The organism is Stenotrophomonas sp. WED208 (genome assembly GCF_040984485.1).
GTDB lineage: Bacteria > Pseudomonadota > Gammaproteobacteria > Xanthomonadales > Xanthomonadaceae > Stenotrophomonas > Stenotrophomonas riyadhensis.
This window is the reverse complement of record NZ_JAZARB010000001.1, coordinates 2,952,266-2,978,124: the sequence shown is the minus strand read 5'-3', so window position 1 is coordinate 2,978,124 and position 25,859 is coordinate 2,952,266. Positions and strand designations below refer to the sequence as shown.

Here is a 25,859-nt window from a genome sequence, read left to right as displayed (position 1 = left end):
CGGCCCGGCCGGTGCCGCGGACAACAAGGAAACGCCATGAAACTGTGTGGATTCGAGGTCGGGCTGGACCAGCCCCTGTTCCTGATCGCCGGCCCCTGCGTGATCGAGTCGATGCAGCTGCAGCTCGATACCGCCGGCAAGTTGAAGGAAGTCACCGACAAGCTCGGCGTCAACTTCATCTTCAAGTCCAGCTTCGACAAGGCCAACCGCACCTCGGGCACCGCGTTCCGTGGCCCGGGCATGGAAGAGGGCCTGAAGGTCCTGGCCGAGGTCAAGAAGCAGATCGGCGTGCCGGTGCTGACCGACGTCCACGAATACACCCCGATGGACGAAGTGGCCTCGGTGGTGGATGTGCTGCAGACCCCGGCGTTCCTGGTCCGCCAGACCGACTTCATCCGCAAGGTGTGCTCGGCCGGCAAGCCGGTCAACATCAAGAAGGGCCAGTTCCTGGCGCCGTGGGACATGAAGCCGGTCGTGGAGAAGGCCAAGGCCACCGGCAACGATCAGATCATGGTCTGCGAACGCGGTGCCAGCTTCGGCTACAACAACCTGGTCAGCGACATGCGCTCGCTGGCGGTGATGCGCGATACCGGTTGCCCGGTGGTGTTCGATGCCACCCATTCGGTGCAGCTGCCGGGCGGGCAGGGCACCAGTTCGGGCGGCCAGCGCGAACACGTGCCGGTGCTGGCCCGTGCCGCCGTGGCGGTGGGCATCTCCGGCCTGTTCGCCGAGACCCATCCGGATCCGTCCAAGGCCCTGTCCGATGGTCCCAATGCGTGGCCGCTGGACCAGATGGAAGCGCTGCTCGAGACCCTGATGGAGCTCGACGCGGTGACCAAGAAGCACGGCTTCTCGCGCTTCGCGTGAGTCGTGACCCGTGGCTGGCGCTGGAAGCCCAGCGTCACCGCCGGCACTGGAAACAGTGGCCCTGGGGCCTGATCGCACTGGGCCTGGCCGTGCTGTTCACCGTGGGCATGTTTGGCCTGGTGCTGATCGGTGCCGCGTCGGTGCGCCCCCCGTGTGATGGCAGCAGCGCGCTCGATCTGCGCGCGTACTTCATTGCGCTGCTGGTCGCGGAGCTGCTCGGTGCGGTGGGCTGCGTCGCGGCCGCGGTGCTGGCCTGGCGGCTGAACCGCGGCAAGGTGACGGCTGGCCTGGCGATCATCCTGCTCTCGCTGTGGCTGGGTGCCCTGTTCTACGGATTGCTTTGATGAATACGACCACATCGGCGCGTGGCTGGCCCTGGGGCCTGATCGCGCTGGGGCTGTCCGTGTTGACCTGGATCGCCCTGGTGGTGGGCGTGCTGGCCTTCACGTCCGGTTTCCGGCCGCCGGGGGACGGAAACAACGGCGTGCAGGAAACGCAGTGGTGGCTGCTGGGCGCGCTGGTCACGATGGTGCTGTCCTTCCTGGGCAGCCCGGTGGCGATGGTGCTGGCCTGGCGACGGCGGCGTGGCCCCATCCTGGCAGCAGTTGCCGGTGCATTGCTGGTGATGCTGGTGTCGATGGTCCTGATCGTGATCGGGTCCAGCTGGGGCTGAAGCCGCCCACGCCATTTGGCAAGTGGCGGGCAGCCGGGGATAATCACGCGGCATTCGTTTTGTCGCCCCCTCTCCATACAGGTAACCGGCCCGACCATGAGTACGATCCGCAGCATCCACGCCCGTGAAATCCTCGACAGCCGTGGCAACCCCACGCTGGAAGCCGAAGTCATCCTGGAGGACGGTTCGTTCGGTCGTGCCGCGGTTCCCTCCGGCGCCTCGACCGGCACCAAGGAAGCGGTCGAGCTGCGTGATGGCGACAAGACCCGTTACCTGGGCAAGGGCGTGCGCAAGGCTGTCGACAACGTCAACACCACCATCGCCAATGCGTTGAAGGGTTTTGAAGCCACCGACCAGGCCGGCCTCGACCGTCGCCTGATCGACCTCGACGGCACCGAGAACAAGGGCCGCCTGGGCGCCAACGCGCTGCTGGGTGTTTCGATGGCCGCTGCGCACGCCGCCGCCGCATCGCACAAGCAGGCGCTGTGGCAGTACCTGGCCGCCAAGACCGGCGTGACCCCGTCGCTGCCGGTGCCGATGATGAACATCATCAACGGTGGTGCGCACGCCGACAATAACGTCGACTTCCAGGAATTCATGGTGCTGCCGGTCGGCTTCACTTCGTTCTCCGAAGCGCTGCGTGCCGGTACCGAAATCTTCCATTCGCTGAAGTCGGTGCTGAAGGGCCACGGCCTGAGCACGGCGGTCGGTGACGAAGGCGGCTTCGCGCCGGACTTCCGCAGCAACGTCGAAGCGCTGGACACCATCCTCGAAGCGATCGGCAAGGCTGGCTACACCGCCGGTGAAGACGTGCTGCTGGGCCTGGACGTGGCCTCCAGCGAGTTCTTCGAGAACGGCAAGTACAACCTGGTCGGCGAGAACAAGCGCCTGACCTCCGAACAGTTCGTCGACTTCCTCGCCGACTGGGCTGCGCAGTACCCGATCATCACGATTGAAGATGGCCTGGCCGAGAACGACTGGGCCGGCTGGAAGCTGCTGACCGACCGCATCGGCAAGAAGGTCCAGCTGGTCGGCGACGACCTGTTCGTGACCAACCCGAAGATCTTCCAGGAAGGCATCGACTCGGGCACCGCCAACGCGATCCTGATCAAGGTCAACCAGATCGGTACCCTGAGCGAAACCCTGGAAGCGATCGCCATGGCTGACCGCGCCGGTTATGCCGCCGTGGTCTCGCACCGTTCGGGCGAAACCGAAGACACCACCATCGCCGACATCGCAGTGGCCACCACCGCCACCCAGATCAAGACCGGTTCGCTGTGCCGCAGCGATCGCGTGGCCAAGTACAACCAGCTGCTGCGCATCGAGGAAGCCCTCGGCGCCAGCGCGCGTTACGCTGGTCGTGACGCGTTCGTTTCGCTGAAGCGCTGAGCCGATGCGCGACTGGCGCTGGATGCTGCTGGTGCTGGCCCTGCTGCTGGGCTGGCTGCAGTACCGCTTCTGGTTCGGTCCGGGCAACTCGGGTGAAGTAATGATGCTCGAAGCCCAGGTCGCCAACCAGGAGCGGGACAATGAGGGTCTGCAGCAGCGCAACGACGCGCTCGCTGCCGAAGTGAAGGACCTCAAGGAAGGCCAGTCCGCCATCGAGGAACGCGCGCGCAGCGAGCTGGGCATGATCAAGCCCGGCGAGAAGTTCTACCGCGTGGTCGAGGATGCGCCGGTCCGTCCGGTGCAGCCTGCCGCAGGCGTCAATGCCCAGGCCGGCGAACACCCGGCAGACGTGCCATGAGCGCGGCGATCTGGGTCGTTGTTCCGGCCGCTGGCCGCGGCACCCGCTTCGGTGCGCCGCTGCCCAAGCAGTACCTGCAGGCCGGCGGGCAGATCCTGCTCGCCCACACGCTGGACGCGCTGCTGGCACACCCGGCCGTGGCCGGGGCGATGGTGGTGATCGGCCAGGACGATGCCGACTGGCCGGGCTGGAGTGAGTGGGCCGGCAAGCCGGTGCTGACCTGCATCGGCGGCGCGACCCGTGCCGCCTCGGTGCTGGCCGGGCTGCAGGCGCTGCCGGACTCGGTGCGCGCCGACGAATTCGTGCTGGTCCACGATGCCGCGCGACCGAACCTGTCGCTGGCCGATCTCGGCCGCCTGCTTGAAGTCGGCCGTGCCGATCCGGTCGGGGCGATCCTGGCCGCACCGGTGCGCGACACCCTCAAGCGTGCCGGCGACGATGGTGGCATCGATGGGACCGAGCCGCGCGAGCGCCTGTGGCGTGCACTGACGCCGCAGCTGTTCCGCCGTCACCAGCTCAGCCGCGCGCTGGCCGAAGCCGCGGCCGCCGGTGTTGACGTCACCGACGAGGCCATGGCCATGGAGCGCCAGGGCCAGCGCCCGCTGCTGGTGGAAGGCAGCGAGGACAACTTCAAGGTCACCACCCGGGCCGATCTGGACCGGTTCGAATTCGTACTTTCCCGCCGCGCCGGCTGACCGTCCGCGCGGCCCTGTTGCAAGGGTTGCATCCATGAGCACCGCACCGTTCCCGTCCGTCCGTATCGGCCAGGGCTACGACGTCCATGCCTTCGGTGAAGGCGACCAGATCATGCTTGGCGGCGTGAACGTGCCGCACAGCTGCGGCGTGCTCGCGCACAGCGATGGCGACGTGATCCTCCACGCCCTGTGTGATGCCATGCTCGGCGCGTTGGCGCTGGGCGATATCGGCCAGCATTTCCCGCCGAGTGACGACCGCTGGAAGGGCGCCGACAGCAGCGATTTCGTGCGTCACTGTGACAGCCTGCTGCGTGAGCGCGGTTGGCGTGTCGGCAACACTGACATCACCGTGATCTGTGAGCGTCCGAAGGTCGGCCCGCATGCGCTGGCCATGCGTGAGCGCATCGGCGGGCTGCTGCAGCTGCCGCTGGACGCGGTCAGCGTCAAGGCCACCACGTCGGAGAAGCTGGGCTTCACCGGCCGTGGCGAAGGCATCGCCGCACAGGCGGTGGTACTGCTGGTGGCGGCATGATCCCGCTGCCGTTGGCGTTTGGTGCGCCGTTGTTGACGGCGCGCATCCGCACCACGCCGGACGATTTCCAGGTTGACGAACTGCCGGCCTTCGAAGCCACCGGTGAAGGCGAACACTTGCTGCTGCACATCCGCAAGCGCGGCGCCAACACCGTGCATGTGGCCAAGCTGCTGGCCAAGTGGGCCGGTCTGCCGGAAATGGCGGTGAGCTACGCCGGGATGAAAGACCGCCACGCGGTCACCACCCAGCGTTTCAGCGTGCACCTGCCCAAGCGCATTGCGCCGGATCTGGCCGAGTTGGCCAGTGACGAAATCGAAGTGCTCGAAGCCACCTGGCACAACCGCAAGCTGCAGCGTGGCGCACTGGCCGGCAACCGCTTCAAGCTGGTGCTGCGCGAGGTGCAGGGCGATGCCACGGCGATCAGCGAGCGCCTGCAGCAGATTGCCGAGCGAGGCCTGCCGAACTGGTTCGGCGAACAGCGCTTTGGCCGCGACGGCGGCAACGTACCGGCGGCATTGGCGATGTTCGGTGGCCGCCGCATGCGCAAGGACCAGCGTTCGCTGCTGCTGTCAGCCGCCCGTTCGGCGCTGTTCAACCGCGTGCTGGCCGCGCGCGTGGAGCAGGGCAACTGGGATCAGCCGCTCGATGGCGAAGTGTGGATGCTCGATGGCAGCCGCAGCGTGTTCGGACCCGAGCCGTACACCGACGTGTTGGCCGAGCGACTGGCGCGTTTCGACATCCATCCCAGCGCGCCGCTGTGGGGCGAAGGCGAGCTGCGCAGCACCGACGCAGCACGTGAGCTGGAGCTGGCCGCGCTCGCCGACGACGAGTCGAAGGCGCTGCGGGCCGGCCTGGAAGACGCGCGCCTGAAGCAGGAGCGCCGCGCGCTGCGCCTACGTCCGGCGCTGCTGCAGCACCAGTGGCTGGCCGACGACGTGCTGGAACTGTCGTTCGCACTGCCCCCAGGCTGCTACGCCACCGCCGTGCTGCACGAGCTCGGCCCGGTCGAAGACGCCTCTCAGGCCTGACAGGAAAAGGGGACGGAGGGAATTAAGTCGTTTGTGCCACAAACGACTTAATTCCCTCCGTCCCCTTTTTCATCTGCGCGCCAGCAGCACCAGCATCGCGCCGGTACCGCCTTGTCCGGTCGGTGCCGAGTGAAATGCCAACACGTCGTTGCGCAGCCGCAGCAGGCGATCGACCAGGTTCTTCAGCACCGGCGCACCGCCATCGGACTGCAATCCCTTGCCATGGATGATGCGCACGCAGCCATAGTCGTGTGCATGTGCCTCCAGCAGGAACTGGCGCAACAGCGTCTCGGCCTGCGCAGCGGTGGCGCCGTGCAGGTCCAGCTCGTCCTGCACCGAGTACTGGCCACGCTTGAGGCGCTGGAACAGGCGCGGTGGCAGATTGTCTCGGCGATAGCTGGCTACGTCACCGGCTTCCAGCGGCGTACTGTCGCGCAGCAGTCGGGCGAATTCGCCGGCGGCTTCGGCCTCGTCACGTTCGGCCATGCGCGCGCGCGGCTTCGGCCGGGGCGCGGCAGGCGCCGGCTCGGCGTCCTTGCGCAGTGGCGTCACTTCGCCGATGGCCGCACGGAACAATGCGGCCGGATCTTCGTCATCAGGGTGCGACATGCGCACAGGGTAAACCGCCGGCGCAGGTCTGCCTATGACGGTTCGATGTCGGTCATGACCGCCGACAGGGTAGGACCGGCGGCTCGCATGCGGCACAATAGACGATGCCCTTGCAGGGTCGACGGCTTCCGCAGGGGAGTACGACGGTCCCGCCCACACTGCACGGTGACGGAATCGAATTCTTGGAAAATCAAGCGGTTAAATCGAAGATGCGAATCCTGGTCAGTAACGACGATGGCGTCGACGCCGCAGGCATCCGGATGCTTGCCTCGGTGCTGCGCGAGGCCGGCCACGAAGTGACGGTGGTCGCCCCCGACCGTGACCGCTCCGGTGCCAGCAACTCTCTGACCCTGGACCTGCCGATCCGCCTCAAGCGCATCGACCATTACACCGTTTCGGTGGCCGGTACCCCGACCGACTGCGTGCACCTGGCGCTGACCGGGCTGCTCGAGTTCGAGCCTGACATTGTCGTGTCCGGCATCAACAACGCCGCCAATCTCGGTGATGACGTGATCTACTCCGGCACCGTTTCGGCGGCGATGGAAGGCCGCTTCCTTGGCCTGCCGGCGGTGGCGGTTTCGCTGGTCAGCCGCAACCACGATCCGAAGCACTTCGAGACCGCCGCGCGCGCCGCAGTCGAGATCGTCGCCCGGCTCAAGGCCGACCCGCTGCCGGCCGACACCATCCTCAACGTCAACGTGCCGGACCTGCCGTGGAGCGAGGTCAAGGGCTTCGAGGTCACCCGCCTCGGCAACCGTCACCGTGCCGAAGGCTGCATCGCGCAGAAGGATCCGCGTGGCAACGAGGTGTACTGGATCGGCCCGGCCGGCCGTGAGCAGGACTCCGGCCCCGGCACCGATTTCCATGCAGTGCGCACCGGCCACATCTCGATCACCCCGATCCAGGTCGACCTGACCCGCTATCAGGCGCTGGAGAAGGTGGCCAGCTGGGTGGGCGGCCTCAGCGCCGCGCTGGACCGGCCGGCATGAGTCCGCGACTGCGCCTGCAGCCGGAAGCCGTTGGTATCGGCATGACCTCGCAGCGCGTGCGCGACCGTCTGGTCGACCGCCTGCGCGAAGCGGGCATTGCCGACGAATCCACCTTGAACGCGATCCGGGTGGTGCCGCGCCATCTGTTCATCGACGAGGCACTGGCCTCGCGTGCGTATGAAGACACCGCGCTGCCGATCGGCCACGGCCAGACCATTTCGCAGCCCTGGGTGGTCGCGCGGATGACCGAGGCCGTTCTCCAGGTGGCGCCGAAACGGGTGCTGGAAGTGGGCACCGGCTCCGGCTACCAGGCCGCCATCCTTGGTGCGCTGGGCCTGGAGGTCTACACCGTGGAGCGCATCGGCGATCTGCTGCGGCAGGCGCGCAAGCGCTTCCGCGCGCTGGGCATGAACATCCGCACCAAGCATGACGATGGTCGCGTTGGTTGGGCCGAGCACGGTCCGTTCGATGCCATCGTGGTCACTGCAGCGGCGCCGGCGCTGGTCGATGTGCTGATCGAGCAGCTTGCCGAAGGCGGTCGCCTGGTGGCTCCGGTCGGCGGCCCCAGCGCGCAGTCGCTGGTACAGCTGGATCGCAAGGCTGACGGCAGCATCGAACAACACGTGCTGGCGCCGGTCACCTTCGTACCGCTGCTGTCTGGCATGCTCGACTAATCCACGGAGCAGGGTTGCATGAAGATTTTCGGGCCGCTGTACGAGCGGGCGATGAAGTGGGCCGCGCACGAGCGCGCGCCAACCTACCTGACGGTGCTGAGCTTCTTCGAGGCGATCATCTTCCCGGTGATGCCGGAAGTGATGCTGGCACCGATGTGCGTGGCCCAGCCCAAGCGTGGCTGGTGGTTTGCCACCCTCAGCCTGGCCGGCTCGATGGCCGGCGCGCTGATCGGCTATGCGTTGGGCCATTTCGCCTTCGAGGCGATCAAGCCGCTGTTCGAGGCGCTGGGCATGCTTCCGGCCATCGAGCAGGGGATCACCACCGTGCAGGCGAAGATGGCTGAATCGCCGTGGGCGGTGTTCACCTTCCTGGTGCTGGGCGGCTTCATGCCGATCCCGATGAAGGTCTTCACGTGGGCATCGGGTATCGTCGGCGTACCGATGCCGCAGTACCTGCTGAGCATGCTGATCGGTCGCGGCAAGCGCGTGTTCGTGCTGGCCGCGGTCATCCGTATCGGTGGTGCGCGTGCCGAAGCGGCGCTGCGTCGCTGGATTGAACCGCTGGGCTGGATCGCCACCGCATTGGTGGTGGTGCTGATCGCCTGGCTTGTATGGAGGTCGAAGTTCGCATGAGTCCTGATCGTCTGAGCAAGGGAGTGCGCATCGGCGCGCTGGTGTTGCTGGTTTCCACCCTGGCCGCCTGTGGCACCGCTACCGTGGTTCGCCCCGGCGGTGGCAGCACTGGTGGTGGCGTGACCACGCCGAAGTCCTCGGTGCCCAAGCCCGGGCAGACCGTGGTGGTGCGCAAGGGCGACACCATCTATGCACTGGCCCGTATCCATGACATCACCCCGGCGGACCTGATCGCCTGGAACAGCCTGGACAACCCCTCGACGATCTATCCGGGGCAGGTGATCCGGCTGTATCCGGCCGGTGCCAGCGGCGGTCGCGCGCCCACCACGGTGGTCACCCCGCCGCGCTCGGGTGGCAACAGCACCGGCAGCACCGCACCAGCCCCGGCGCCGGTTGGCCCGGTGAAGAGCAACATCGCCTGGCGCTGGCCGGCCGATGGCGCGATCGTCGGCCGCTACGTTGCAGGTGACGCGACCAAGCAGGGCGTGGACATCGCCGGCACCAGCGGCCAGGCAGTCAAGGCCACCGCCAACGGCGTGGTGGTGTACTCCGGTGCCGGCCTGGTCGGCTATGGCGAGCTGATCATCATCAAGCACAGCGACCAGTGGCTGTCGGCCTACGGCCACAACCGCAAGCGCCTGGTGAACGAAGGGCAGAGCGTGAAGGCCGGTGACCAGATTGCCGAGATGGGTCGTACCGGTGCGAACCGCGACATGGTCCACTTCGAGATCCGCTACAACGGCAAGCCGGTCGACCCCCAGCAGTACCTGCCGGCACGCTGATCGTCGATTCGCCATCTGGGCGGATCCCCGGCCCGGCGCAGCGCGCCGGGCGTTCGCCAACGGCGCGGCCCATGGGCCGCAAACGCCCTCGGCTCACCCGCTACAACGGCAAGCCGGTCGACCCGCAGCAGTACCTGCCGGCACGCTGATCGTCGATTCGCCATCTGGGCGGATCCCCGGCCCGGCGCAGCGCGCCGGGCGTTCGCCAGCGGCGCGGCCCATGGGCCGCAAACGTCCTCGGCTCACCCGCTACAACGGCAAGCCGGTCGACCCCCAGCAGTACCTGCCGGCACGCTGACGCAGGCAGAGACGGGTAGTGCCGGGCTTGCATATGTAGAGCCGAGCCACGCTCGGCTGCTCTTCGCCGCGATGCGGCGCCGCCCGAGCATGGGCTCGGGCGCTACAGGCCACGTGTGATCCAGGGTAGGGCTGAGCCATGCCCGGCGTGCGCCCATACTGAACGGTAATGGCCGTTTACGACCCTGATTGCCGCATCTCCATCTTCCCGGGCAACCGCGAACGCGGCATCCTGCTGCAGACCCAATCGCCTGTGGTGCCGCATGACCCGCCGCCTTCCCATTCTGGCGTTGCTTGCCATCCCGGCGCTGGCAACCGCCGCCAGCGATCCGCACGAGGTTGCCACCCGTTTCTACGCCGCTCTGCAGGCCAGTGGGCCAGACCAGTCCGCGATTGCGCCGCTGCTGGGCGATGCCCTGCGCTCAGCCGTCGATGCGCAGCGTGCGTATGAACAGGCCTGCACCGCGCTGGCGGCGCCTGACGAAAAGCCGCACATGCTGGACCAGAGCCCGTATCTCATGGCGCCGGATCGGCCGGAAGCGGTAAAGGTGGGGCTGCCCGCGACGAGCGGCGATGCCAGCTGGGTGCCCGTCGAAATGGCGGTGGGTGACTATCGCTGGACCGACCGGGTCCTGCTGCAGCGGCAGGACCATGACTGGAAGGTCATGGATATCCGTTGGGGGCAGGGCGGCAACCTGATCGGGCGACTGAAGCAGTTCTCGGCCTTCCGCTGCACCGCTTCTGGCGGCTAGCGCCGGGGCGCGCCCGACGCCTCGACCTCAGCCTTCCAGAATGAAAGCAGCCGCGACCTTGCGGCCTTCGCCGGCCAGGATGTTGAAGGTGCGTGCGGCGGCCGGATTGTTCATCACTTCCAGGCCGATGCCGCGTGACAGGCAGGCGGCCATCACCACCGCCGGCGGGAACACCTGGCGGTCACCCGTGCCGAGCACGATCAGCGCCGGATTCAGCGCCAGGATCGGCTCCAGGTCGGCCACCTGCAACGTGGTGGCGCTCACCACCGGCCATTGCGTGACCAGCTGGTCCGGGGTCAGGAAGAAGCTGCTGCCCAGCACCTGGTCGTTGACCCGGGCCGAACGGCCGTCGGCCGCGCGCAGGCTGTAGGCGTAATCCGGCGGTTCGTGGTTCAGCTGCATGGCAGTAGGGCGATCAGCCGCGCGGCAGCACGATCTGGCGCTGTTCCTTGCTCGGGCGGTACAGCACGGCGACGTGGCCGATGCGCTGCACCAGTGCGCTCTCGGTGGCTTCGACGATCTCGCCGATCATCACGTCACGGGCGTCGCGATCCTCGGCAGCGACCTTCACCTTGACCAGCTCGTGGCGCTCCAGCACTTCGTTCAGCTCAGCGATGAAGGCCGGGGTCACGCCCTTGCCGCCGGTCTGCAGCAGGGCCTTCAGGTCGTGGGCTTGGCCGCGCAGGAAACGGGTCTGGGAAGCGGTCAGGGCGATGGACATGCAGGAAAACACGGTTGAATGGGGCGATCAGGGTATCATGAGGACCCCATCAGCCCCTATTTTCAATGGCTACCCGCAGCAAAAGCAGCCAGCGCTGGCTCAAGGAACACTTCTCCGACCCCTTCGTGAAGAAGGCCCAGGCCGAAGGCATGCGCTCGCGCGCGGCCTACAAGCTCGAAGAGCTGCTTGAACGTGACCGGTTGCTGAAGCCGCACATGGTGGTGGTCGACCTCGGTGCGGCCCCGGGTGGATGGTCTCAGCAGGTTCGGAGACAGATCGGCGACACCGGCCGCGTGCTGGCCCTGGATATCCTGGACATGCCGCCGCTGGCCGGCGTGGAGTTCCTTCATGGTGACTTCAGGGAAGAAGCCGTCCTATCGCAGTTTGAAGCCATGCTCGGGGATCAGCCGGTAGACCTTGTGCTGTCGGACATGGCCCCCAATAAGAGTGGTGTAGGCGCGGTCGACCAGCCGCGGATGATGCACCTGGCGGAGCTGGCCCTGGATTTTGCCGACAACCACCTGAAGACCGGTGGGGCGTTCCTGATCAAGCTGTTCCAGGGTGAGGGCTTTGACGACTACGTGCGCGACATGCGCCGCCGGTACGACAAGGTCTCCATCCGCAAGCCGGAAGCCTCGCGCAAGCGCTCTCCCGAGGTGTATGCCTTGGGTCAGGGAAAACGCGCCCACATGAAGTAAGCTCGCAATGTACGCAAGTTCGACCCCAACGCAACGCCAGCACTGAGAGGAACACCGGAGCCAATGAGGATGAACGACTTGACCAAGAACCTCCTGCTATGGGTGGTCGTCGCCGTCGTGCTGATGGTGGTCTTCCAGAGCTTCTCGCCGAAGTCCTCCGGGGCCGGCGCGCAGGGCGCGTCGTACTCGCAGTTCCTGGACCAGGTGGACAGCGGCAACGTGCAGAAGGTCGCCTTTGGTGGCGACATGCGCGGCGGCACCAGCCAGCTGACCTACACCACCCGCGGTGGGCAGTCGTCCACTATCACCGCGCCGTTCGATCGTGACCTGATCAACGTGCTGCGTACCAAGAACGTGGAAATCGTGCAGGAGGAGCCGTCCAGCGGCATTTCCCTCGGCGCGATCCTGATGAATTTCCTGCCGGTCATCCTGATCATCGGCTTCTGGTTGTTCATCATGCGCCAGATGCAGGGCGGTGGCGGCGGTGCCAAGGGCGCGATGTCCTTCGGCAAGTCGCGCGCCAAGCTGCAGGGCGAAGACCAGATCAAGGTCACCTTCGCCGACGTCGCCGGCTGCGACGAGGCCAAGGAAGAAGTGGGCGAGCTGGTCGACTTCCTGCGCGACCCGTCCAAGTTCACCAAGCTGGGCGGCAAGATTCCGCGCGGCGTGCTGATGGTCGGCCCCCCGGGTACCGGCAAGACGCTGCTGGCCAAGGCCATCGCTGGCGAAGCCAAGGTGCCGTTCTTCTCGATCTCCGGTTCGGACTTCGTGGAAATGTTCGTCGGCGTCGGCGCCAGCCGCGTGCGCGACATGTTCGAGCAGGCCAAGAAGCACGCCCCCTGCATCATCTTCATCGACGAAATCGACGCCGTCGGTCGCCACCGTGGCGCCGGCCTGGGCGGCGGTCATGACGAGCGCGAGCAGACCCTGAACCAGCTGCTGGTCGAGATGGACGGTTTTGAAGGTGGCGAAGGCGTGATCGTGATCGCTGCGACCAACCGTCCGGACGTGCTGGATCCGGCGCTGCTGCGCCCGGGCCGTTTCGACCGTCAGGTCGTGGTCGGCCTGCCGGACGTGAAGGGCCGCGAGCACATCCTGAAGGTCCACATGCGCAAGCTGCCGCTGGCCGACGATGTCGAGCCCATGGTGATCGCGCGCGGTACCCCGGGCTTCTCCGGCGCCGACCTGGCCAACCTCTGCAACGAGGCCGCCCTGTTCGCCGCGCGTGGCAACGAGAAGGAGGTCCGCATGGACCACTTCGACCGTGCCCGCGACAAGATCCTGATGGGTGCCGAGCGCCGCTCGATGGCCATGAGCGAAGAAGAGAAGACCCTTACCGCCTACCACGAAGCCGGTCACGCCATCGTCGGCCGCCTGGTGCCCGAGCATGACCCGGTCTACAAGGTCACGATCATTCCGCGCGGTCGTGCGCTGGGTGTGACCATGTACCTGCCGGAAGGCGACAAGTACTCGATGAACCGCGTGGCGATCAAGTCGCAGCTGTGCTCGCTGTACGGTGGCCGCGTGGCCGAGGAGCTGATCTTCGGTGCCGACAAGGTCACCACCGGCGCCTCCAACGACATCGAACGCGCCACCAAGATGGCCCGCAACATGGTCACCAAGTGGGGCCTGTCCGACCAGCTCGGCCCGATCGCCTATGGTGAAGAGGACGACGAGGTGTTCCTGGGCCGTTCGGTCACCCAGCACAAGAGCGTGTCCAACGACACCGCGCGCCGCATCGACGAGGAAGTGCGCAACATCCTCGACGAGGCTTACGCACGCACCACCGAGCTGATGACGGCCAACCTGGACAAGCTGCACGCGATGTCCCAGCTGCTGCTGCAGTACGAGACCATCGACGCGCCGCAGATCGACGCCATCATGGAAGGCCGCGATCCGCCGCCGCCGGCCGGCTGGAACAAGTCGAACAAGGATGGTGGCAACGACAAGGGCGGCGATGCCCGTCCGCTGCCGCCGATCGCAGGCCCGGCCGAGTCGCACTGACGGCCCGCTGCACGTGACACCAGACGAGGCCGGGGCAACCCGGCTTCGTCGTTTCCGGGCTACTGGCCCATCCCGAAGAACTGATCTGACGCTGGAGCCCGCATGTCCGCCCCGAAGCCCGAACCGATTTCCCACAACGCCGAAATGGTCATCGCCACCGTGGTCGGCGTGGGTGTGGGCCTGGGGGCCGACAATCTGCTGCTGGGCTGCGTGGTGGGTATCGGTGTCGGCATCGTGCTGAGCATCGCCAGGACCCTGTACGTGGACCGCAAGCGCCGCCGCCGTTGAGGGTATCGGCGGGGCTGCGCCCTGCACCTGCCGAAGCCGTCAAGCCAGAGCAACAGCAACAGCAACAGCAACATTCCGTGGCTTGGCGGGGCGGTGTCGGATGGCGGGGACGCCGTGAACCCATCCATGGGGGCTTGGCAGCCGCATCCATGCGGCTGACACCCCGCCATCCGACACCGCCCCACCTCTGACAGATTCCGGGAGCTGTTGGTAGGTGTCGACCTTGGTCGACACATCTGTCAGATATCGATGTACAAGAATGGGGTCAGATCCGTTTTCCGTAGGAAAACGGATCTGACCCCAAGAGTCACTCCGGCAGCTCGCGAGCAACTGTCGAAGGCGGGGTGGGTCCGGTTGCGGGGGCGTGAGCCGCATGGATGCGGCGACCGAGCTTACATGGACGTACTTGCAGCGTCCCCCGCAACCGGACCCACCCCGCCATTCCTCAGCAAACCTGCTGCTGCTCCGGCTGTTGTTGTCGCTCTGGCCTCTGCGGGTGCAGGGCGCCGCCCTGCCGAACTAAACTACCCGCCGTTGTCCCTGCAGGATTGCCCATGTTCGATACCTCGCCCCAGCTCGATTGCGCCGGCCGCATCCTGCGCCTCGACCGTGCCCAGGTCATGGGCATCGTCAACGTCACCCCGGATTCGTTCTCCGATGGCGGCGCGCACGACACCACCGAGGCCGCGGTCGCACATGGCCTGAAGCTGGTCGAGGAGGGCGCGGACCTGCTCGATATCGGCGGCGAATCCACCCGTCCGGGCGCCGCCCCGGTATCGGTCGAGGACGAGCTGCGCCGGGTGATTCCGGTGATCGAGCAGCTGGCCGCCCGTACCCAGGTGCCGATCAGCATCGATACCTTCAAGCCGGAGGTGATGCGTGCGGCGGTGGCCGCTGGCGCCGGCATGATCAACGACATCTTCGGCCTGCGCCAGGAGGGGGCGCTGGACGCCGCCGCTGTAGCCGGCGTGCCGGTGGTGCTGATGCACATGCAGGGCGAACCCGGCCACATGCAGGCCGATCCACACTACGACGATGTGGTCGCCGAGGTGCATGGCTTCCTGGTGCAGCGCCTGTTCGCTGCCGAGATGGCCGGCATTGCGAAGAAGAACCTGCTGGTCGATCTCGGTTTCGGCTTCGGCAAGACCACCGCCCACAACATGACCCTGCTGGCGCGCTCCGAGCGCTTCCTGGAACTGGGCGTGCCGATGCTGGCCGGCTTGTCGCGCAAGCGCAGCCTGGGGGAACTGACCGGCCGCGACACGCCGTCCGAACGCGTGGCCGCGTCGGTGGCCGCGCACCTGATTGCGGTGCAGCGTGGTGCGCGCATCGTGCGCGTGCATGACGTAGCCGCCACTGTGGATGCGCTGAAGATCTGGCAGGCGGTCGAGGCGGTGCCGACGCCACGCGCCGACGCCACGCCGACGATCCGCTGGCCGGACGAAGACTGATGGGCATCGACCGGCGGCCGCTGGCGATCGCCGTCATGGGGCCGACCGCCAGTGGCAAGACCGCCACCGCGATCGCCCTGGCGAAGCAGCTGGATGGCGAAATCGTCAGCGTTGATTCGGCGCTGGTATACCGCCATCTGGACATCGGCTCGGCCAAGCCTGATGCGGCCGAGCGTGCACAGGCGCCGCACCATCTGCTGGACCTGCGCGATCCCTGGCAGACCTACTCGGCAGCCGAATTCGCCGCCGATGCCGGCCGGGTCGTGGCCGACATCGTGGCACGCGGCAAGATGCCGATCCTGGCCGGTGGCACTGGCCTGTACTTCCGCGCCCTGTTGCAGGGCCTGTCGCCGATGCCGGAGGCCGATCCGGCGATGCGCGAAGCACTCAGCGCCGAGGCGGCCGAGCGTGGCTGGGCGGCACTGCACGCAGAGCTGGCCCAGGTCGATCCGGCGGCGGCCGCACGCATCCATGCTACCGACCCGCAGCGCATCCAGCGGGCGCTGGAGGTCTATCGCCTGACCGGCACCCCCATCACTGAATGGCAGCGCCGGCCGGGCGTGGCGCCGTTGCCGGTGCGCACCCTCAAGCTGATCCTGGCGCCGCGTGACCGCGCGGTGCTGCACCAGCGCATCGAGGCACGCTTCGACGCCATGCTGGCGCAGGGCTTCCTCGACGAGGTGCGGGCGTTGCGCGCGATGCCGGAAATGGCTGCCGTGGAGGCGCCGCTGGACCTGCCGGCAGTGCGCGCGGTCGGCTATCGCCAGGCCTGGGAGTACCTGGACGGGGAGGGCGATGCTGCCCGCTTCCGTGACAAGGCCATCTTCGCCACCCGCCAGCTGGCCAAGCGCCAGCTGACCTGGCTGCGCGGCGAGCTTGATGCGCGCTGGTTCGACCCCCATATCGACCACGAGCGCCTTGCCGGCGCGGTGTCGACCTTCGTCGCACGCTGAACCCCCGCCAGCCGTGTAACATCATCGGTCGGCGGGCGGCTCGGGGGCCGTGGCAACCGTCGGCAACCCAATAAGAACAATAATCAGGAGTGTGCAATGTCCAAGGGGCAATCGCTGCAGGATCCTTTCTTGAACGCACTGCGGCGCGAACGCGTGCCGGTTTCGGTGTACCTGGTGAACGGCATCAAGCTGCAGGGCACGATCGAGTCGTTCGACCAGTTCGTGGTCCTGCTGCGCAACACGGTCAGTCAGATGGTCTACAAGCACGCCATTTCCACGGTCGTTCCGGCACGCAACGTGAAGGTCGGTCCGGGCGGTGGTTACGTGCAGTCGGGTGAAGGTGGTCAGGCAGGTGATGAAGCAGACGAGTAATACCGGAGCGGTGAATGTTTGACCGCTCGAAAAAGGGTGAACACGCCCTGTTGATCCAGCCCCATTTCGGCAAGCTGGAAGACGATGTGCTTGAAGAGTTCGGTGATCTGGCCCGCTCGGCTGGGGCCAGCATCGCCGCGACGATCACCGCGCGCCTGGATCGTCCAAATCCGTCGACCCTGATCGGCAGCGGCAAGCTGGACGAGATCAAGGCCGCGGCCGACGCCAGCGGTGCCGACCTGATCCTGGTCAACCATGCGTTGAGCCCGGGCCAGGAGCGCAACCTGGAACGCTTCCTCGAGCGCCGGGTGATCGACCGAACCGGCCTGATCCTGGACATCTTCGCCCAGCGTGCGCACAGCCACGAGGGCAAGCTGCAGGTTGAGCTGGCACAGCTGCGTCACCTGGCCACGCGGCTGGTGCGCGGCTGGACCCACCTGGAGCGCCAGCGCGGTGGTTCGATCGGCCTGCGTGGCCCGGGTGAAACCCAGCTGGAAACCGACCGCCGCCTGTTGCAGAAGCGGGTCGAGCAGCTGCAGAAGCGCCTGGAAAAGGTCGAGGTGCAGCGCACCCAGATGCGCCGTGCGCGCGTGCGCAGCGAGCTGCCGCGTGTCGCCCTGGTGGGCTACACCAACGCCGGCAAGTCGACCCTGTTCAACGCCATGACCGGCGCCGAGGCTTATGCCGCCGACCAGCTGTTTGCCACGCTGGACCCGACCGTGCGCCGCATCGCGGTGCCGGGCGGCAACGTGGTGCTGGCCGACACCGTCGGCTTCGTCCGCGATCTGCCGCATGACCTGGTCGCTGCGTTCCGCTCGACCCTGTCCGAGGCGCGCGAGGCCGATTTCCTGCTGCATGTGGTCGACGCTGCCGATCCGCACCGCGAGGAGCGCATCGCCCAGGTGGACGAGGTGCTGACCGCGGTCGGTGCCGGTGACCTGCCGCAGCTGCTGGTGTTCAACAAGATCGACCGCATCGAAGGTGCCGACGTCCGCCACGATGGCCAGGACGGTATCCCGGATGAGTCGCGCCGGGAACGGGTGTGGATTTCCGCGCGTGACGGGCAGGGCCTGGAGCTGCTGCAGGCGGTGCTGGGCAAGCGCCTGGGCCTGCAGCATGTCACCGGCGAACTGCGCCTGCCGCCGGATGCCGGCCGCCTGCGTGCGCGCCTGCACCAGCTGGAAGTGATCCGCAGCGAGCAGGCCGACGAAGACGGCTGGCTGCTGCAGGTCGACCTGCCGATTGCCGAAGCCGAAAAACTGGCTGCCAGTGCCGACGGCGCGCCGATCCGGGCGCTGCTGCCGGAGAAACTGCCGGAGTGGTGAGGTAGCGGCCCATGCCCGGTAGTGCCGGCCGCTGGCCGGCAGCGCAACCGTGCCGGAGGGGCGCGACATCCAGCTGTCATCTGCGGTACAACGTGCAGGTTCTTCACCCCACCGTCATGCCGATGTCCATTCCCACCGATGCTGAACTCAACGCCCAGTCCGCCGCGCTCGGGCAGCGCCTGCAGCAGGCTTCGCTGCAGCTGGTGACCGCTGAAAGCTGCAGTGGTGGCTGGATCGCCAAGTGCATGACCGACATCGCCGGTTCCTCGGCGTTCTTCGACTGCGGCATGGTGGTCTACAGCTACGAGGCCAAGCAGCGCCTGCTGGGCGTGCGTGCGCAGACGCTGGAGCAGTTCGGCGCGGTCAGCCGCGAAACCGTGCTGGAAATGGTGTCCGGTGCGCTGGTCAATTCCGGCGCCGGTATCGCCGTGGCGGTGACCGGCATCGCCGGTCCTGGTGGCGGCAGCCCGGACAAGCCTGTCGGCAGCGTCTGGATTGGCTGGAAGCGCCGCGGTGGCTACGCCCGTGCCGAACTCTTCCAGTTCGACGGCGACCGCGAAGCCGTCCGCCGGCAAACCGTGGCGGCGGCATTGCGCGGTATCGACGCCCAGCTGTGACATGCTGCTCCGGTAATCGTCCGGAGCACGCATGATGTGGGAAACGCTGGGCACGGTCCGTGACCTGGGCCGACTGCAGGAAATCGCCGTCGTCCTGATCCGCTATGGCTTCGGCGACGTGGTGCGGCGCATCGGCTTGGCCAGCACGCTGGAGCGGGCAGGGCGCCTGCTGCACTGGAACGAGGAGCGGCAGGAACTGTTGCGGATGACCGCGCCGGTGCGCGTGCGCAGCGCGATGCAGGATCTCGGCCCGACCTTCGTCAAGCTCGGCCAGGTACTGGCGACGCGCGTCGACCTGCTGCCGCCGGAATGGATCGCCGAGCTCTCTGAACTGCAGAACGCAGTGCCGGCGCTGCCGTACGCGGATATCCGCGAGCAGCTTGAGGCCGACCTTGGCGCATCGCCTTCAGAAGTGTTCGCCTTCCTCGATGAAACCCCGATGGCCGCCGCCTCGTTGGCGCAGGCCCACCGCGCCCGCCTGCATGACGGTCGCGAGGTGGTGCTGAAGGTGCGTCGCCCCGGCATCCGCGATGTGGTCGAGGCCGACCTGCGGCTGCTGGCCCGCTTGGCGGAGATCGTCGAGGCGCGCCTGCCGGACCTGCGCCGCTATCGCCCGGCCGAGGTGGTGCAGCAGTTCACCGTGTCGCTGCGTCGCGAGCTGGATTTCGCCGCCGAATGCCGCAATGCCGAGCGCATCGCGCGCAACTTCAAAGGCCGCGACGACATCCTGATTCCCGACGTGCACTGGCAGTGGACCTGCGAAAGCCTCAACGTGCAGGACTTCGTCGACGGCATTCCAGGGCGTGACCTGGCCGGCGTCGATGCGGCCGGGCTGGACCGGCGCGAACTGGCGCGGCGTGGAGCCGACATCGTGCTGAAGATGGTGCTGGAGGACGGCAGCTTCCATGCCGACCCGCACCCCGGCAACATCATCTACCTGCGTGACGGCCGCATTGGTGTGATCGATTTCGGCATGGTCGGTGCCTTGTCGGAAGTGCGGCGCTTCCAGGTCGCGCAGCTGCTGCACGGGCTGGTCGAGCAGGACCCGCAGGGTGTGGCCGACGTGCTGCTGGACTGGGCCGGCGGCGTGGAAGTGGACGAGAACCGGCTGCAGCACGACATCAGCCAGTTCGTCGACCAGTACCGTGGCGTGCCGCTGAAGGACCTGCGCATCGGTCTGATGCTGGGCGACATCACCCAGCTGCTGCGCAGCTACAGCCTGACCCTGCCGGCCGACCTGGCGCTGATGATCAAGGCGTTCCTGACCCTGGAAGGCATGGGGCGGCAGCTGGACCCGGATTTCGACATGGCCAGTGCCGCGCGCCCGTTCCTGGAACGGGTGGTGCTGCAGCGCTATGCGCCCAAGGCCCTGCTCAAGCGCGGCCGCCGCAGCCTGCTGGGTCTGGTCGACTTCGCCGGTGAACTGCCACGCGACCTGCGCAAGCTGGTCCAGGCCGCCCGCCGTGGGCGCCTGCAGCTGAAGGTGGAAACCACGGCGCTGCAGGGCTTCGGCGAGCAGGTGAACCGTGCGGCGAACCGGCTGGTGATGGGCATCGTCACCGCCGCATTGATCATCGGCTCGTCGATCGTGATGCACAGCGTTGGCGGCGTCTCCAGCCGTTGGCTGCTGGCACTGGGCGTGTGCGGCTTCATCGGCGCCGGCTTCTGCGGCGTCTGGATCCTGTTCTCGATCTGGAGAAGCGGCAAACACACCTGAGTGTGTTTACCGCAGCGGTTCCCAACGGGAACCGCGGAATCGCTGCGCGATTCCTGTAGAGCCGACCGCTGGTCGGCTGCTTCTGCTCTCGGCGTTGTCTCTGCCAGCCAAGCCCGAAGCATGGCTCGGCACTATAGATGCCGCCGTGTAGCCCGCGGCACTTGCAGTCCCGCTCATTAGTAGTAATACTACTAACCATGGACCTGACCGACACCCAGCAGGCGATCCTGCAGTTGATCGCCGAGCGTATCGAGAGCGAAGGCGCGCCGCCGTCGCAGACTGAAATCGCACGTGCGTTTGGCTTCAAGGGCGTGCGCGCGGCCCAGTACCACCTGGAAGCCCTGGAGCAGGCCGGTGCGATCCGTCGCATCCCGGGCCAGGCCCGCGGCATCCGCCTGGTGCAGGCGCCACCGGTCGAGAAGCTGGCCGAGCCGGGCCTGCCCGACAGCGTCCTGCGCCTGCCGGTATTGGGCCGTGTCGCAGCCGGCCTGCCGATCGGTGCCGATATCGGCTCGGACGACTTCGTGGTGCTGGACCGGGTGTTCTTCTCGCCGGCACCGGATTACCTGTTGAAGGTGCAGGGCGATTCGATGATCGACGAGGGCATCTTCGACGGTGACCTGATCGGTGTGCACCGCACCCGCGATGCTCATTCCGGACAGATCGTGGTGGCCCGCATCGATGACGAGATTACCGTCAAGCTGCTGAAGATCGCCAAGGATCGTATCCGCCTGCTGCCGCGCAACCCCGACTACAAGCCGATCGAGGTGCTGCCGGATCAGGACTTCTCGATCGAGGGCCTCTATTGCGGCCTGCTGCGGCCCAACCGTTGACCCGTTCCATAGCGCATTACCCCGCGGTCTTTTGTGGCGATTCTCTGGTTCCACTGAGGTTGGTACGGATGTCCGATAATTCTTTTCAGAGCGCCGGGCAGAATCTCAGCCTGTGCGATACGTCCGACTTAAAGTGAACCCATGGCAAAGAAGACCCCCAAAGACAGCACCTCCAACGACACGACCTCTGCAAGGACCAATCCGATGGACGAGAACAAGAAGCGCGCCCTCGCTGCAGCTCTGGGCCAGATCGAAAAGCAGTTCGGCAAGGGCTCGGTGATGCGCATGGGCGACCGCGTGGTCGAACCCGTCGAAGCCATCCCGACCGGTTCGCTGATGCTCGACATCGCGCTGGGCATTGGTGGTCTGCCGAAGGGCCGTGTCGTTGAAATCTACGGGCCGGAATCCTCGGGCAAGACCACCTTGACCCTGCAGGCCATCGCCGAATGCCAGAAGATGGGCGGCACCGCGGCCTTCATCGACGCCGAGCACGCGCTGGACCCGATCTACGCCGCCAAGCTGGGCGTGAACGTGGATGACCTGCTGCTGTCGCAGCCGGATACCGGCGAGCAGGCGCTGGAAATCGCCGACATGCTCGTCCGTTCGGGTTCGGTGGACATCCTGGTGATCGACTCGGTCGCCGCGCTGACCCCGAAGGCCGAAATCGAAGGCGAGATGGGCGATCAGCTGCCGGGCCTGCAGGCCCGCCTGATGAGCCAGGCGCTGCGCAAGCTGACCGGCAACATCAAGCGCTCCAACACCCTGGTGGTCTTCATCAACCAGCTGCGCATGAAGATCGGTGTGATGATGCCGGGCCAGAGCCCGGAAACCACCACCGGCGGCAACGCGCTGAAGTTCTACGCCTCGGTGCGCCTGGACATCCGCCGCATCGGCGCGATCAAGAAGGGCGACGAGATCATCGGCAACCAGACCAAGATCAAGGTCGTCAAGAACAAGCTGGCGCCTCCGTTCAAGCAGGTCATCACCGAGATCCTGTACGGCGAAGGCATCAGCCGCGAGGGCGAGCTGATCGACATGGGTGTGGACGCCAAGCTGGTCGAGAAGGCCGGCGCCTGGTACAGCTACGGTGAGGAGCGCATCGGCCAGGGCAAGGACAACGCCCGTGGCTACCTGCGCGACAACCCGACGGTCGCTGCCAAGCTTGAAGCCGAGCTGCGCGAGAAGTTCCAGCCGACCGAAGCCAGCCGTGAGGAAGGCGACGACGAAGGCGACGACGAATAAGGCTTGCTGTGGGGCAGGGCGGCGCCGTCAGTGACGTCGCCCTGTCCCGCAGGTTCGAATCGCCCAGGGATGGGCAGGGCGCCACGGATGGCGCCACCCTTGGAGCACCGATGTCCGACGCCGACGACATTCCCACTGGCCGCAAGCGCCGGCCGCGCGAGCAGACGCCCGTGCAACGCGCTCTGGGCCTGCTGGTCCGCCGCGAGCACTCGCGCAAGGAACTCACCCGCAAGCTGACCGCACGTGGCATCGAAGATGAAGCCGCCCAGGCGGCTGTCGCCAAGCTGACCGAAGCTGGCTGGCAGGACGACACCCGTTTCGCCGAGAACCTGGTGCGGATGCGCGCCAACACCGGTTATGGCCCGATCCATGTCCGTGCCGAACTCGGTACCCACGGACTGGACAACGCCGCGATTGCGGCGGCGATGGACAGCTATGAAGGCGACTGGCAGGAAAATGCCCGTGATCTGGTCCGCCGACGCTTCGGCGAGGCGGGTCCGCAGGACCTGACGCAGCGTCGCAAGGCCGCCGATCTGCTGGCCCGGCGGGGCTTCGACGGCGACAGCATCCGCCGTGCGACCCGCTACGACCCGGATGACTGAGACTGGCGGCGCCGGGCCTGATACCCTTTAGGTTTTCGGCGGTCCCTCGCGACCCTGGCCAACGCGGCCGGTGGTCCGGGCCCGCCGGCCCGCAGACTGCCAGCCCCCAATGAACGCATCCGCCAAATTCACGACTTCCCAGATCCGCAGCGACTTCCTTGAATTCTTCAAGGGCAAAGGCCACACCATCGTGCCGTCGGCGCCGCTGGTGCCGGGCAATGATCCGACCCTGCTGTTCACCAACTCCGGCATGGTGCAGTTCAAGGACGTGTTCCTTGGCGCGGAGAAGCGCAGCTACGTGCGCGCGGCCGACGTGCAGCGCTGCCTGCGCGCGGGCGGCAAACACAACGACCTCGACCAGGTCGGCTACACCGCACGCCACCACACCTTCTTCGAAATGCTGGGCAACTGGTCGTTCGGCGACTACTTCAAGAAGGATGCGATCGCCTGGGCCTGGGAACTGCTGACCCAGGTCTGGAAGCTGCCGGCCGAGCGCCTGCTGGTCACCGTCTACCAGACCGATGACGAAGCGTACGCACTGTGGCGCGACATGGTCGGCGTGCCGGAAGAGCGCATCGTGCGCATCGGCGACAACAAGGGCGCACCGTTCGCTTCGGACAATTTCTGGCAGATGGCCGACACCGGTCCGTGCGGCCCGTGCACCGAGATTTTCTACGACCACGGTGACCATATCGCCGGCGGCCCCCCGGGCTCCCCGGACGAGGACGGCGACCGCTTCATCGAAATCTGGAACCTGGTGTTCATGCAGTTCGACCGGCAGCCGGATGGCACCCTGGTGCCACTGCCGGCGCCGTGCGTGGATACCGGCATGGGCCTGGAGCGCCTGGCGGCGATCCTGCAGCATGTGCACACCAACTACGAGATCGACCTGTTCCAGGCGCTGATCCGCAAGGCCAGCGAACTGACCGGCACCGCCGACCTGGAAAACAAGTCGCTGCGCGTGATCGCCGACCACATCCGTGCCTGCTCGTTCCTGATCGTCGACGGCGTGCTGCCGTCCAACGAAGGCCGCGGCTACGTGCTGCGCCGTATCATCCGCCGCGCCCTGCGCCACGGTTGGATGCTGGGCGTGCGCCAGCCGTTCTTCAGCAAGCTGGTGCCGACCCTGGTCGAGCAGATGGGCGAGGCCTACCCGGAGCTGCCAGCGGCGGTGGATACCGTCACCCGTGCGCTGCAGGCCGAGGAAGAGCGTTTCGCTGAAACCCTCGATGCCGGCATGAAGATCTTCGAGGACGTGGCCGGCAAGGCCAGCAATGGCGTGATCCCGGGTGTTGACGCGTTCCGCCTGTACGACACCTATGGCTTCCCGCTCGACCTGACCCAGGACATCGCCCGCGAGCGCGACCTGACCGTCGACATTGCCGGCTTCGACGCCGCGATGGAGCAGCAGCGCGAGACCGCGCGCGCGGCCGGCAAGTTCGGTGGCGGCGTGACGCTGCCGGCCGAGCTGGTGGCGACCCTCAGCCCGACCGTGTTCCTGGGGTATGACCGCCTGCAGGCCGACGGCCTGACCGTGCTGGCCCTGCTCAAGGACGGTCGTCCGGTGCAGTCGGCCGATGCCGGTGATGCGGTCATCGTGATCACCAACCAGACTCCGTTCTACGCCGAGTCCGGCGGCCAGGTCGGCGACACCGGCGTGCTCACCGGCAACGGCGTGCGCCTGGTGGTGGAAGACACCCAGAAGTTCGCCGGCCAGTTCCATGGCCACGTCGGCACCCTGTCCGAAGGCGGCCTGAAGGTCGGTGATGTGCTGTCCGGCCAGGTCGATGGCGAGCGCCGTGGCGCCACCATCCTCAACCACTCCGCCACCCACCTGCTGCACGCGGCCCTGCGCGAAGTGCTCGGCACCCACGTGCAGCAGAAGGGCTCGCTGGTCGCGCCGGACCGCCTGCGTTTCGACTTCTCGCACTTCCAGCCGATCAGTGCGGAAGAGCTGGCGGTGATCGAACGCAAGGTCAACCAGCAGGTGCGCGCCAACAACGCCGCCGAAGTGCACACCATGGCCATGCAGGAAGCGCTGGACTTCGGCGCGATGGCCCTGTTCGGCGAGAAGTACGGCGAACACGTGCGCGTGCTGAAGATGGGTGACTACTCCACCGAGCTGTGCGGCGGTACCCACGTCAACCGCACCGGCGACATCGGCCTGTTCAAGATCACCTCCGAGGGCGGTGTGTCCGCTGGCGTGCGCCGTATCGAAGCGGTCACCGGCCAGGGCGCCCTGGACTACGTGGACGCCGAAGAGGCTCGCCTGGCCGAAGCCGCCGAACTGCTCGGCGGCAGCGCTGCCGACGTGGTCGAGAAGATCCGTGCCCTCGGCCAGCGCCAGAAGCAGCTGGAGCGCGAACTGGAAGCCGTGAAGGCCAAGGTTGCCGCCGGTGCCACGGCCGATCTGTCCGGCCAGGCGGTCGAGGTTGCCGGCGTGAAGGTGCTGGCTGCCCGCCTGGAGGGCTTCGATGCCAAGGCCCTGCGTGACGCCATGGACCGCCTGAAGCAGCAGCTGGGCGATGCGGTGATCGTGCTGGCCGGCGCCCAGGACGGCAAGGCCGCCCTGGTCGCGGGTGTGAACGGCAGCGCAATGGGCAAGGTCAAGGCCGGGGAACTGTTGTCCCATATCGCCGGTCAGATCGGGGGCAAGGGCGGCGGACGCCCGGACCTCGCCCAGGGTGGTGGCGAGGACGGGCCCGCCCTTGCCACTGCGCTGGCTGCAGTCGTCGAATGGGTCAGCCCCCGCCTGTGA

The 25,859-nt window shown here is 66.9% G+C and carries 29 protein-coding genes; 26 read left to right on the top strand and 3 right to left on the bottom strand.

Annotated elements, in window-relative coordinates; genetic code table 11:
• Positions 1-36 precede the first annotated feature (36 nt).
• The 8 genes from kdsA to truD all read left to right on the top strand — a co-directional run bounded on the left by kdsA (position 37) and on the right by truD (position 5,542).
• Positions 37-867, top strand: a complete 831-nt coding sequence (gene kdsA / locus VPH47_RS13380) for a 3-deoxy-8-phosphooctulonate synthase (RefSeq protein ID WP_110711839.1) — start codon at positions 37-39, stop codon at positions 865-867.
• Positions 864-1,211 carry a hypothetical protein gene (locus tag VPH47_RS13375; RefSeq protein WP_368851024.1) on the top strand — a complete coding sequence of 116 codons (348 nt, stop codon included), beginning with the start codon at positions 864-866 and terminating at the stop codon, positions 1,209-1,211. Before kdsA ends, VPH47_RS13375 begins: the two co-directional genes overlap by 4 nt.
• Complete coding sequence (locus tag VPH47_RS13370) at positions 1,211-1,540, top strand: hypothetical protein (protein WP_110711841.1); 330 nt, start codon at positions 1,211-1,213, stop codon at positions 1,538-1,540. The genes VPH47_RS13375 and VPH47_RS13370 overlap by 1 nt, the downstream gene beginning before the upstream one ends.
• A gap of 96 nt (positions 1,541-1,636) precedes the next feature.
• Positions 1,637-2,929, top strand: a complete 1,293-nt coding sequence (gene eno / locus VPH47_RS13365; RefSeq protein WP_368851023.1) for a phosphopyruvate hydratase — start codon at positions 1,637-1,639, stop codon at positions 2,927-2,929.
• Between the two features lie 4 nt (positions 2,930-2,933).
• Complete coding sequence (gene ftsB / locus VPH47_RS13360) at positions 2,934-3,287, top strand: cell division protein FtsB (RefSeq protein ID WP_110711842.1); 354 nt, start codon at positions 2,934-2,936, stop codon at positions 3,285-3,287.
• Complete coding sequence (ispD, locus tag VPH47_RS13355; protein ID WP_368851022.1) at positions 3,284-3,982, top strand: 2-C-methyl-D-erythritol 4-phosphate cytidylyltransferase; 699 nt, start codon at positions 3,284-3,286, stop codon at positions 3,980-3,982. The genes ftsB and ispD overlap by 4 nt, the downstream gene beginning before the upstream one ends.
• A gap of 34 nt (positions 3,983-4,016) precedes the next feature.
• Entirely contained in the window at positions 4,017-4,514 is a 498-nt protein-coding gene (gene ispF / locus VPH47_RS13350) for a 2-C-methyl-D-erythritol 2,4-cyclodiphosphate synthase (RefSeq protein ID WP_368851020.1), read from the top strand.
• Positions 4,511-5,542, top strand: a complete 1,032-nt coding sequence (gene truD, locus VPH47_RS13345) for a tRNA pseudouridine(13) synthase TruD (protein WP_312591083.1) — start codon at positions 4,511-4,513, stop codon at positions 5,540-5,542. The genes ispF and truD overlap by 4 nt, the downstream gene beginning before the upstream one ends.
• Before the next feature lie 69 nt (positions 5,543-5,611).
• Here the strand turns inward: truD and VPH47_RS13340 are convergent, their stop codons facing one another.
• Positions 5,612-6,151, bottom strand: a complete 540-nt coding sequence (locus VPH47_RS13340; RefSeq protein WP_180860893.1) for a Smr/MutS family protein — start codon at positions 6,149-6,151, stop codon at positions 5,612-5,614.
• A 209-nt stretch (positions 6,152-6,360) separates the two neighbouring features.
• On the opposite strand from VPH47_RS13340, the gene surE reads away from it, so the two are divergent.
• The 5 genes from surE (at position 6,361) to VPH47_RS13315 (ending at position 10,278) form a co-directional block, all read left to right on the top strand.
• A complete protein-coding gene (surE, locus tag VPH47_RS13335; RefSeq protein WP_075674796.1) occupies positions 6,361-7,140 on the top strand; it encodes a 5'/3'-nucleotidase SurE in 780 nt (259 codons plus the stop codon).
• Positions 7,137-7,814: a protein-L-isoaspartate(D-aspartate) O-methyltransferase gene (locus tag VPH47_RS13330; RefSeq protein WP_110711845.1), complete on the top strand. Its 678-nt coding sequence runs from the start codon at positions 7,137-7,139 to the stop codon at positions 7,812-7,814. The genes surE and VPH47_RS13330 overlap by 4 nt, the downstream gene beginning before the upstream one ends.
• Before the next feature lie 18 nt (positions 7,815-7,832).
• Positions 7,833-8,447, top strand: coding sequence for a YqaA family protein (locus VPH47_RS13325; RefSeq protein WP_049400381.1), 615 nt, complete (start codon positions 7,833-7,835; stop codon positions 8,445-8,447).
• Positions 8,444-9,229, top strand: a complete 786-nt coding sequence (locus VPH47_RS13320; protein WP_368851018.1) for a peptidoglycan DD-metalloendopeptidase family protein — start codon at positions 8,444-8,446, stop codon at positions 9,227-9,229. The genes VPH47_RS13325 and VPH47_RS13320 overlap by 4 nt, the downstream gene beginning before the upstream one ends.
• A gap of 560 nt (positions 9,230-9,789) precedes the next feature.
• A complete protein-coding gene (locus VPH47_RS13315) occupies positions 9,790-10,278 on the top strand; it encodes a hypothetical protein (RefSeq protein ID WP_368851017.1) in 489 nt (162 codons plus the stop codon).
• A 27-nt stretch (positions 10,279-10,305) separates the two neighbouring features.
• On the opposite strand, the gene VPH47_RS13310 is transcribed toward VPH47_RS13315, so the two are convergent.
• Positions 10,306-10,680, bottom strand: coding sequence for an Mth938-like domain-containing protein (locus VPH47_RS13310; protein WP_180848191.1), 375 nt, complete (start codon positions 10,678-10,680; stop codon positions 10,306-10,308).
• A 13-nt stretch (positions 10,681-10,693) separates the two neighbouring features.
• Positions 10,694-10,999, bottom strand: coding sequence for a ribosome assembly RNA-binding protein YhbY (gene yhbY, locus VPH47_RS13305; RefSeq protein ID WP_004152868.1), 306 nt, complete (start codon positions 10,997-10,999; stop codon positions 10,694-10,696).
• A gap of 65 nt (positions 11,000-11,064) precedes the next feature.
• On the opposite strand from yhbY, the gene rlmE reads away from it, so the two are divergent.
• From rlmE to alaS, 13 genes are all read left to right on the top strand, one after another.
• Positions 11,065-11,697 (top strand): 23S rRNA (uridine(2552)-2'-O)-methyltransferase RlmE, encoded by a 633-nt coding sequence (gene rlmE / locus VPH47_RS13300; protein ID WP_005409014.1) that lies wholly within the window; start codon positions 11,065-11,067, stop codon positions 11,695-11,697.
• 69 nt (positions 11,698-11,766) lie between these two features.
• Complete coding sequence (ftsH, locus tag VPH47_RS13295; protein ID WP_010485966.1) at positions 11,767-13,701, top strand: ATP-dependent zinc metalloprotease FtsH; 1,935 nt, start codon at positions 11,767-11,769, stop codon at positions 13,699-13,701.
• A gap of 102 nt (positions 13,702-13,803) precedes the next feature.
• Entirely contained in the window at positions 13,804-13,989 is a 186-nt protein-coding gene (locus VPH47_RS13290; protein ID WP_110711848.1) for a hypothetical protein, read from the top strand.
• 554 nt (positions 13,990-14,543) lie between these two features.
• Entirely contained in the window at positions 14,544-15,440 is an 897-nt protein-coding gene (gene folP, locus VPH47_RS13285; RefSeq protein ID WP_368851015.1) for a dihydropteroate synthase, read from the top strand.
• Positions 15,440-16,393 (top strand): tRNA (adenosine(37)-N6)-dimethylallyltransferase MiaA, encoded by a 954-nt coding sequence (gene miaA / locus VPH47_RS13280; RefSeq protein ID WP_180859969.1) that lies wholly within the window; start codon positions 15,440-15,442, stop codon positions 16,391-16,393. The genes folP and miaA overlap by 1 nt, the downstream gene beginning before the upstream one ends.
• Positions 16,394-16,489: 96 nt before the next feature.
• Positions 16,490-16,765 carry an RNA chaperone Hfq gene (gene hfq / locus VPH47_RS13275; protein ID WP_004152891.1) on the top strand — a complete coding sequence of 92 codons (276 nt, stop codon included), beginning with the start codon at positions 16,490-16,492 and terminating at the stop codon, positions 16,763-16,765.
• Between the two features lie 14 nt (positions 16,766-16,779).
• Positions 16,780-18,090 (top strand): ribosome rescue GTPase HflX, encoded by a 1,311-nt coding sequence (hflX, locus tag VPH47_RS13270; RefSeq protein ID WP_032128411.1) that lies wholly within the window; start codon positions 16,780-16,782, stop codon positions 18,088-18,090.
• A gap of 122 nt (positions 18,091-18,212) precedes the next feature.
• Positions 18,213-18,707: a CinA family protein gene (locus VPH47_RS13265; RefSeq protein WP_368851014.1), complete on the top strand. Its 495-nt coding sequence runs from the start codon at positions 18,213-18,215 to the stop codon at positions 18,705-18,707.
• A 34-nt stretch (positions 18,708-18,741) separates the two neighbouring features.
• Positions 18,742-20,424 carry a 2-polyprenylphenol 6-hydroxylase gene (gene ubiB, locus VPH47_RS13260; protein ID WP_110714292.1) on the top strand — a complete coding sequence of 561 codons (1,683 nt, stop codon included), beginning with the start codon at positions 18,742-18,744 and terminating at the stop codon, positions 20,422-20,424.
• A 197-nt stretch (positions 20,425-20,621) separates the two neighbouring features.
• Positions 20,622-21,257 (top strand): transcriptional repressor LexA, encoded by a 636-nt coding sequence (gene lexA, locus VPH47_RS13255; RefSeq protein WP_032128412.1) that lies wholly within the window; start codon positions 20,622-20,624, stop codon positions 21,255-21,257.
• A gap of 204 nt (positions 21,258-21,461) precedes the next feature.
• A complete protein-coding gene (gene recA, locus VPH47_RS13250) occupies positions 21,462-22,499 on the top strand; it encodes a recombinase RecA (RefSeq protein ID WP_010484252.1) in 1,038 nt (345 codons plus the stop codon).
• 110 nt (positions 22,500-22,609) lie between these two features.
• Complete coding sequence (gene recX / locus VPH47_RS13245; protein ID WP_368851013.1) at positions 22,610-23,101, top strand: recombination regulator RecX; 492 nt, start codon at positions 22,610-22,612, stop codon at positions 23,099-23,101.
• Between the two features lie 109 nt (positions 23,102-23,210).
• Positions 23,211-25,859, top strand: a complete 2,649-nt coding sequence (gene alaS / locus VPH47_RS13240; protein ID WP_153855155.1) for an alanine--tRNA ligase — start codon at positions 23,211-23,213, stop codon at positions 25,857-25,859.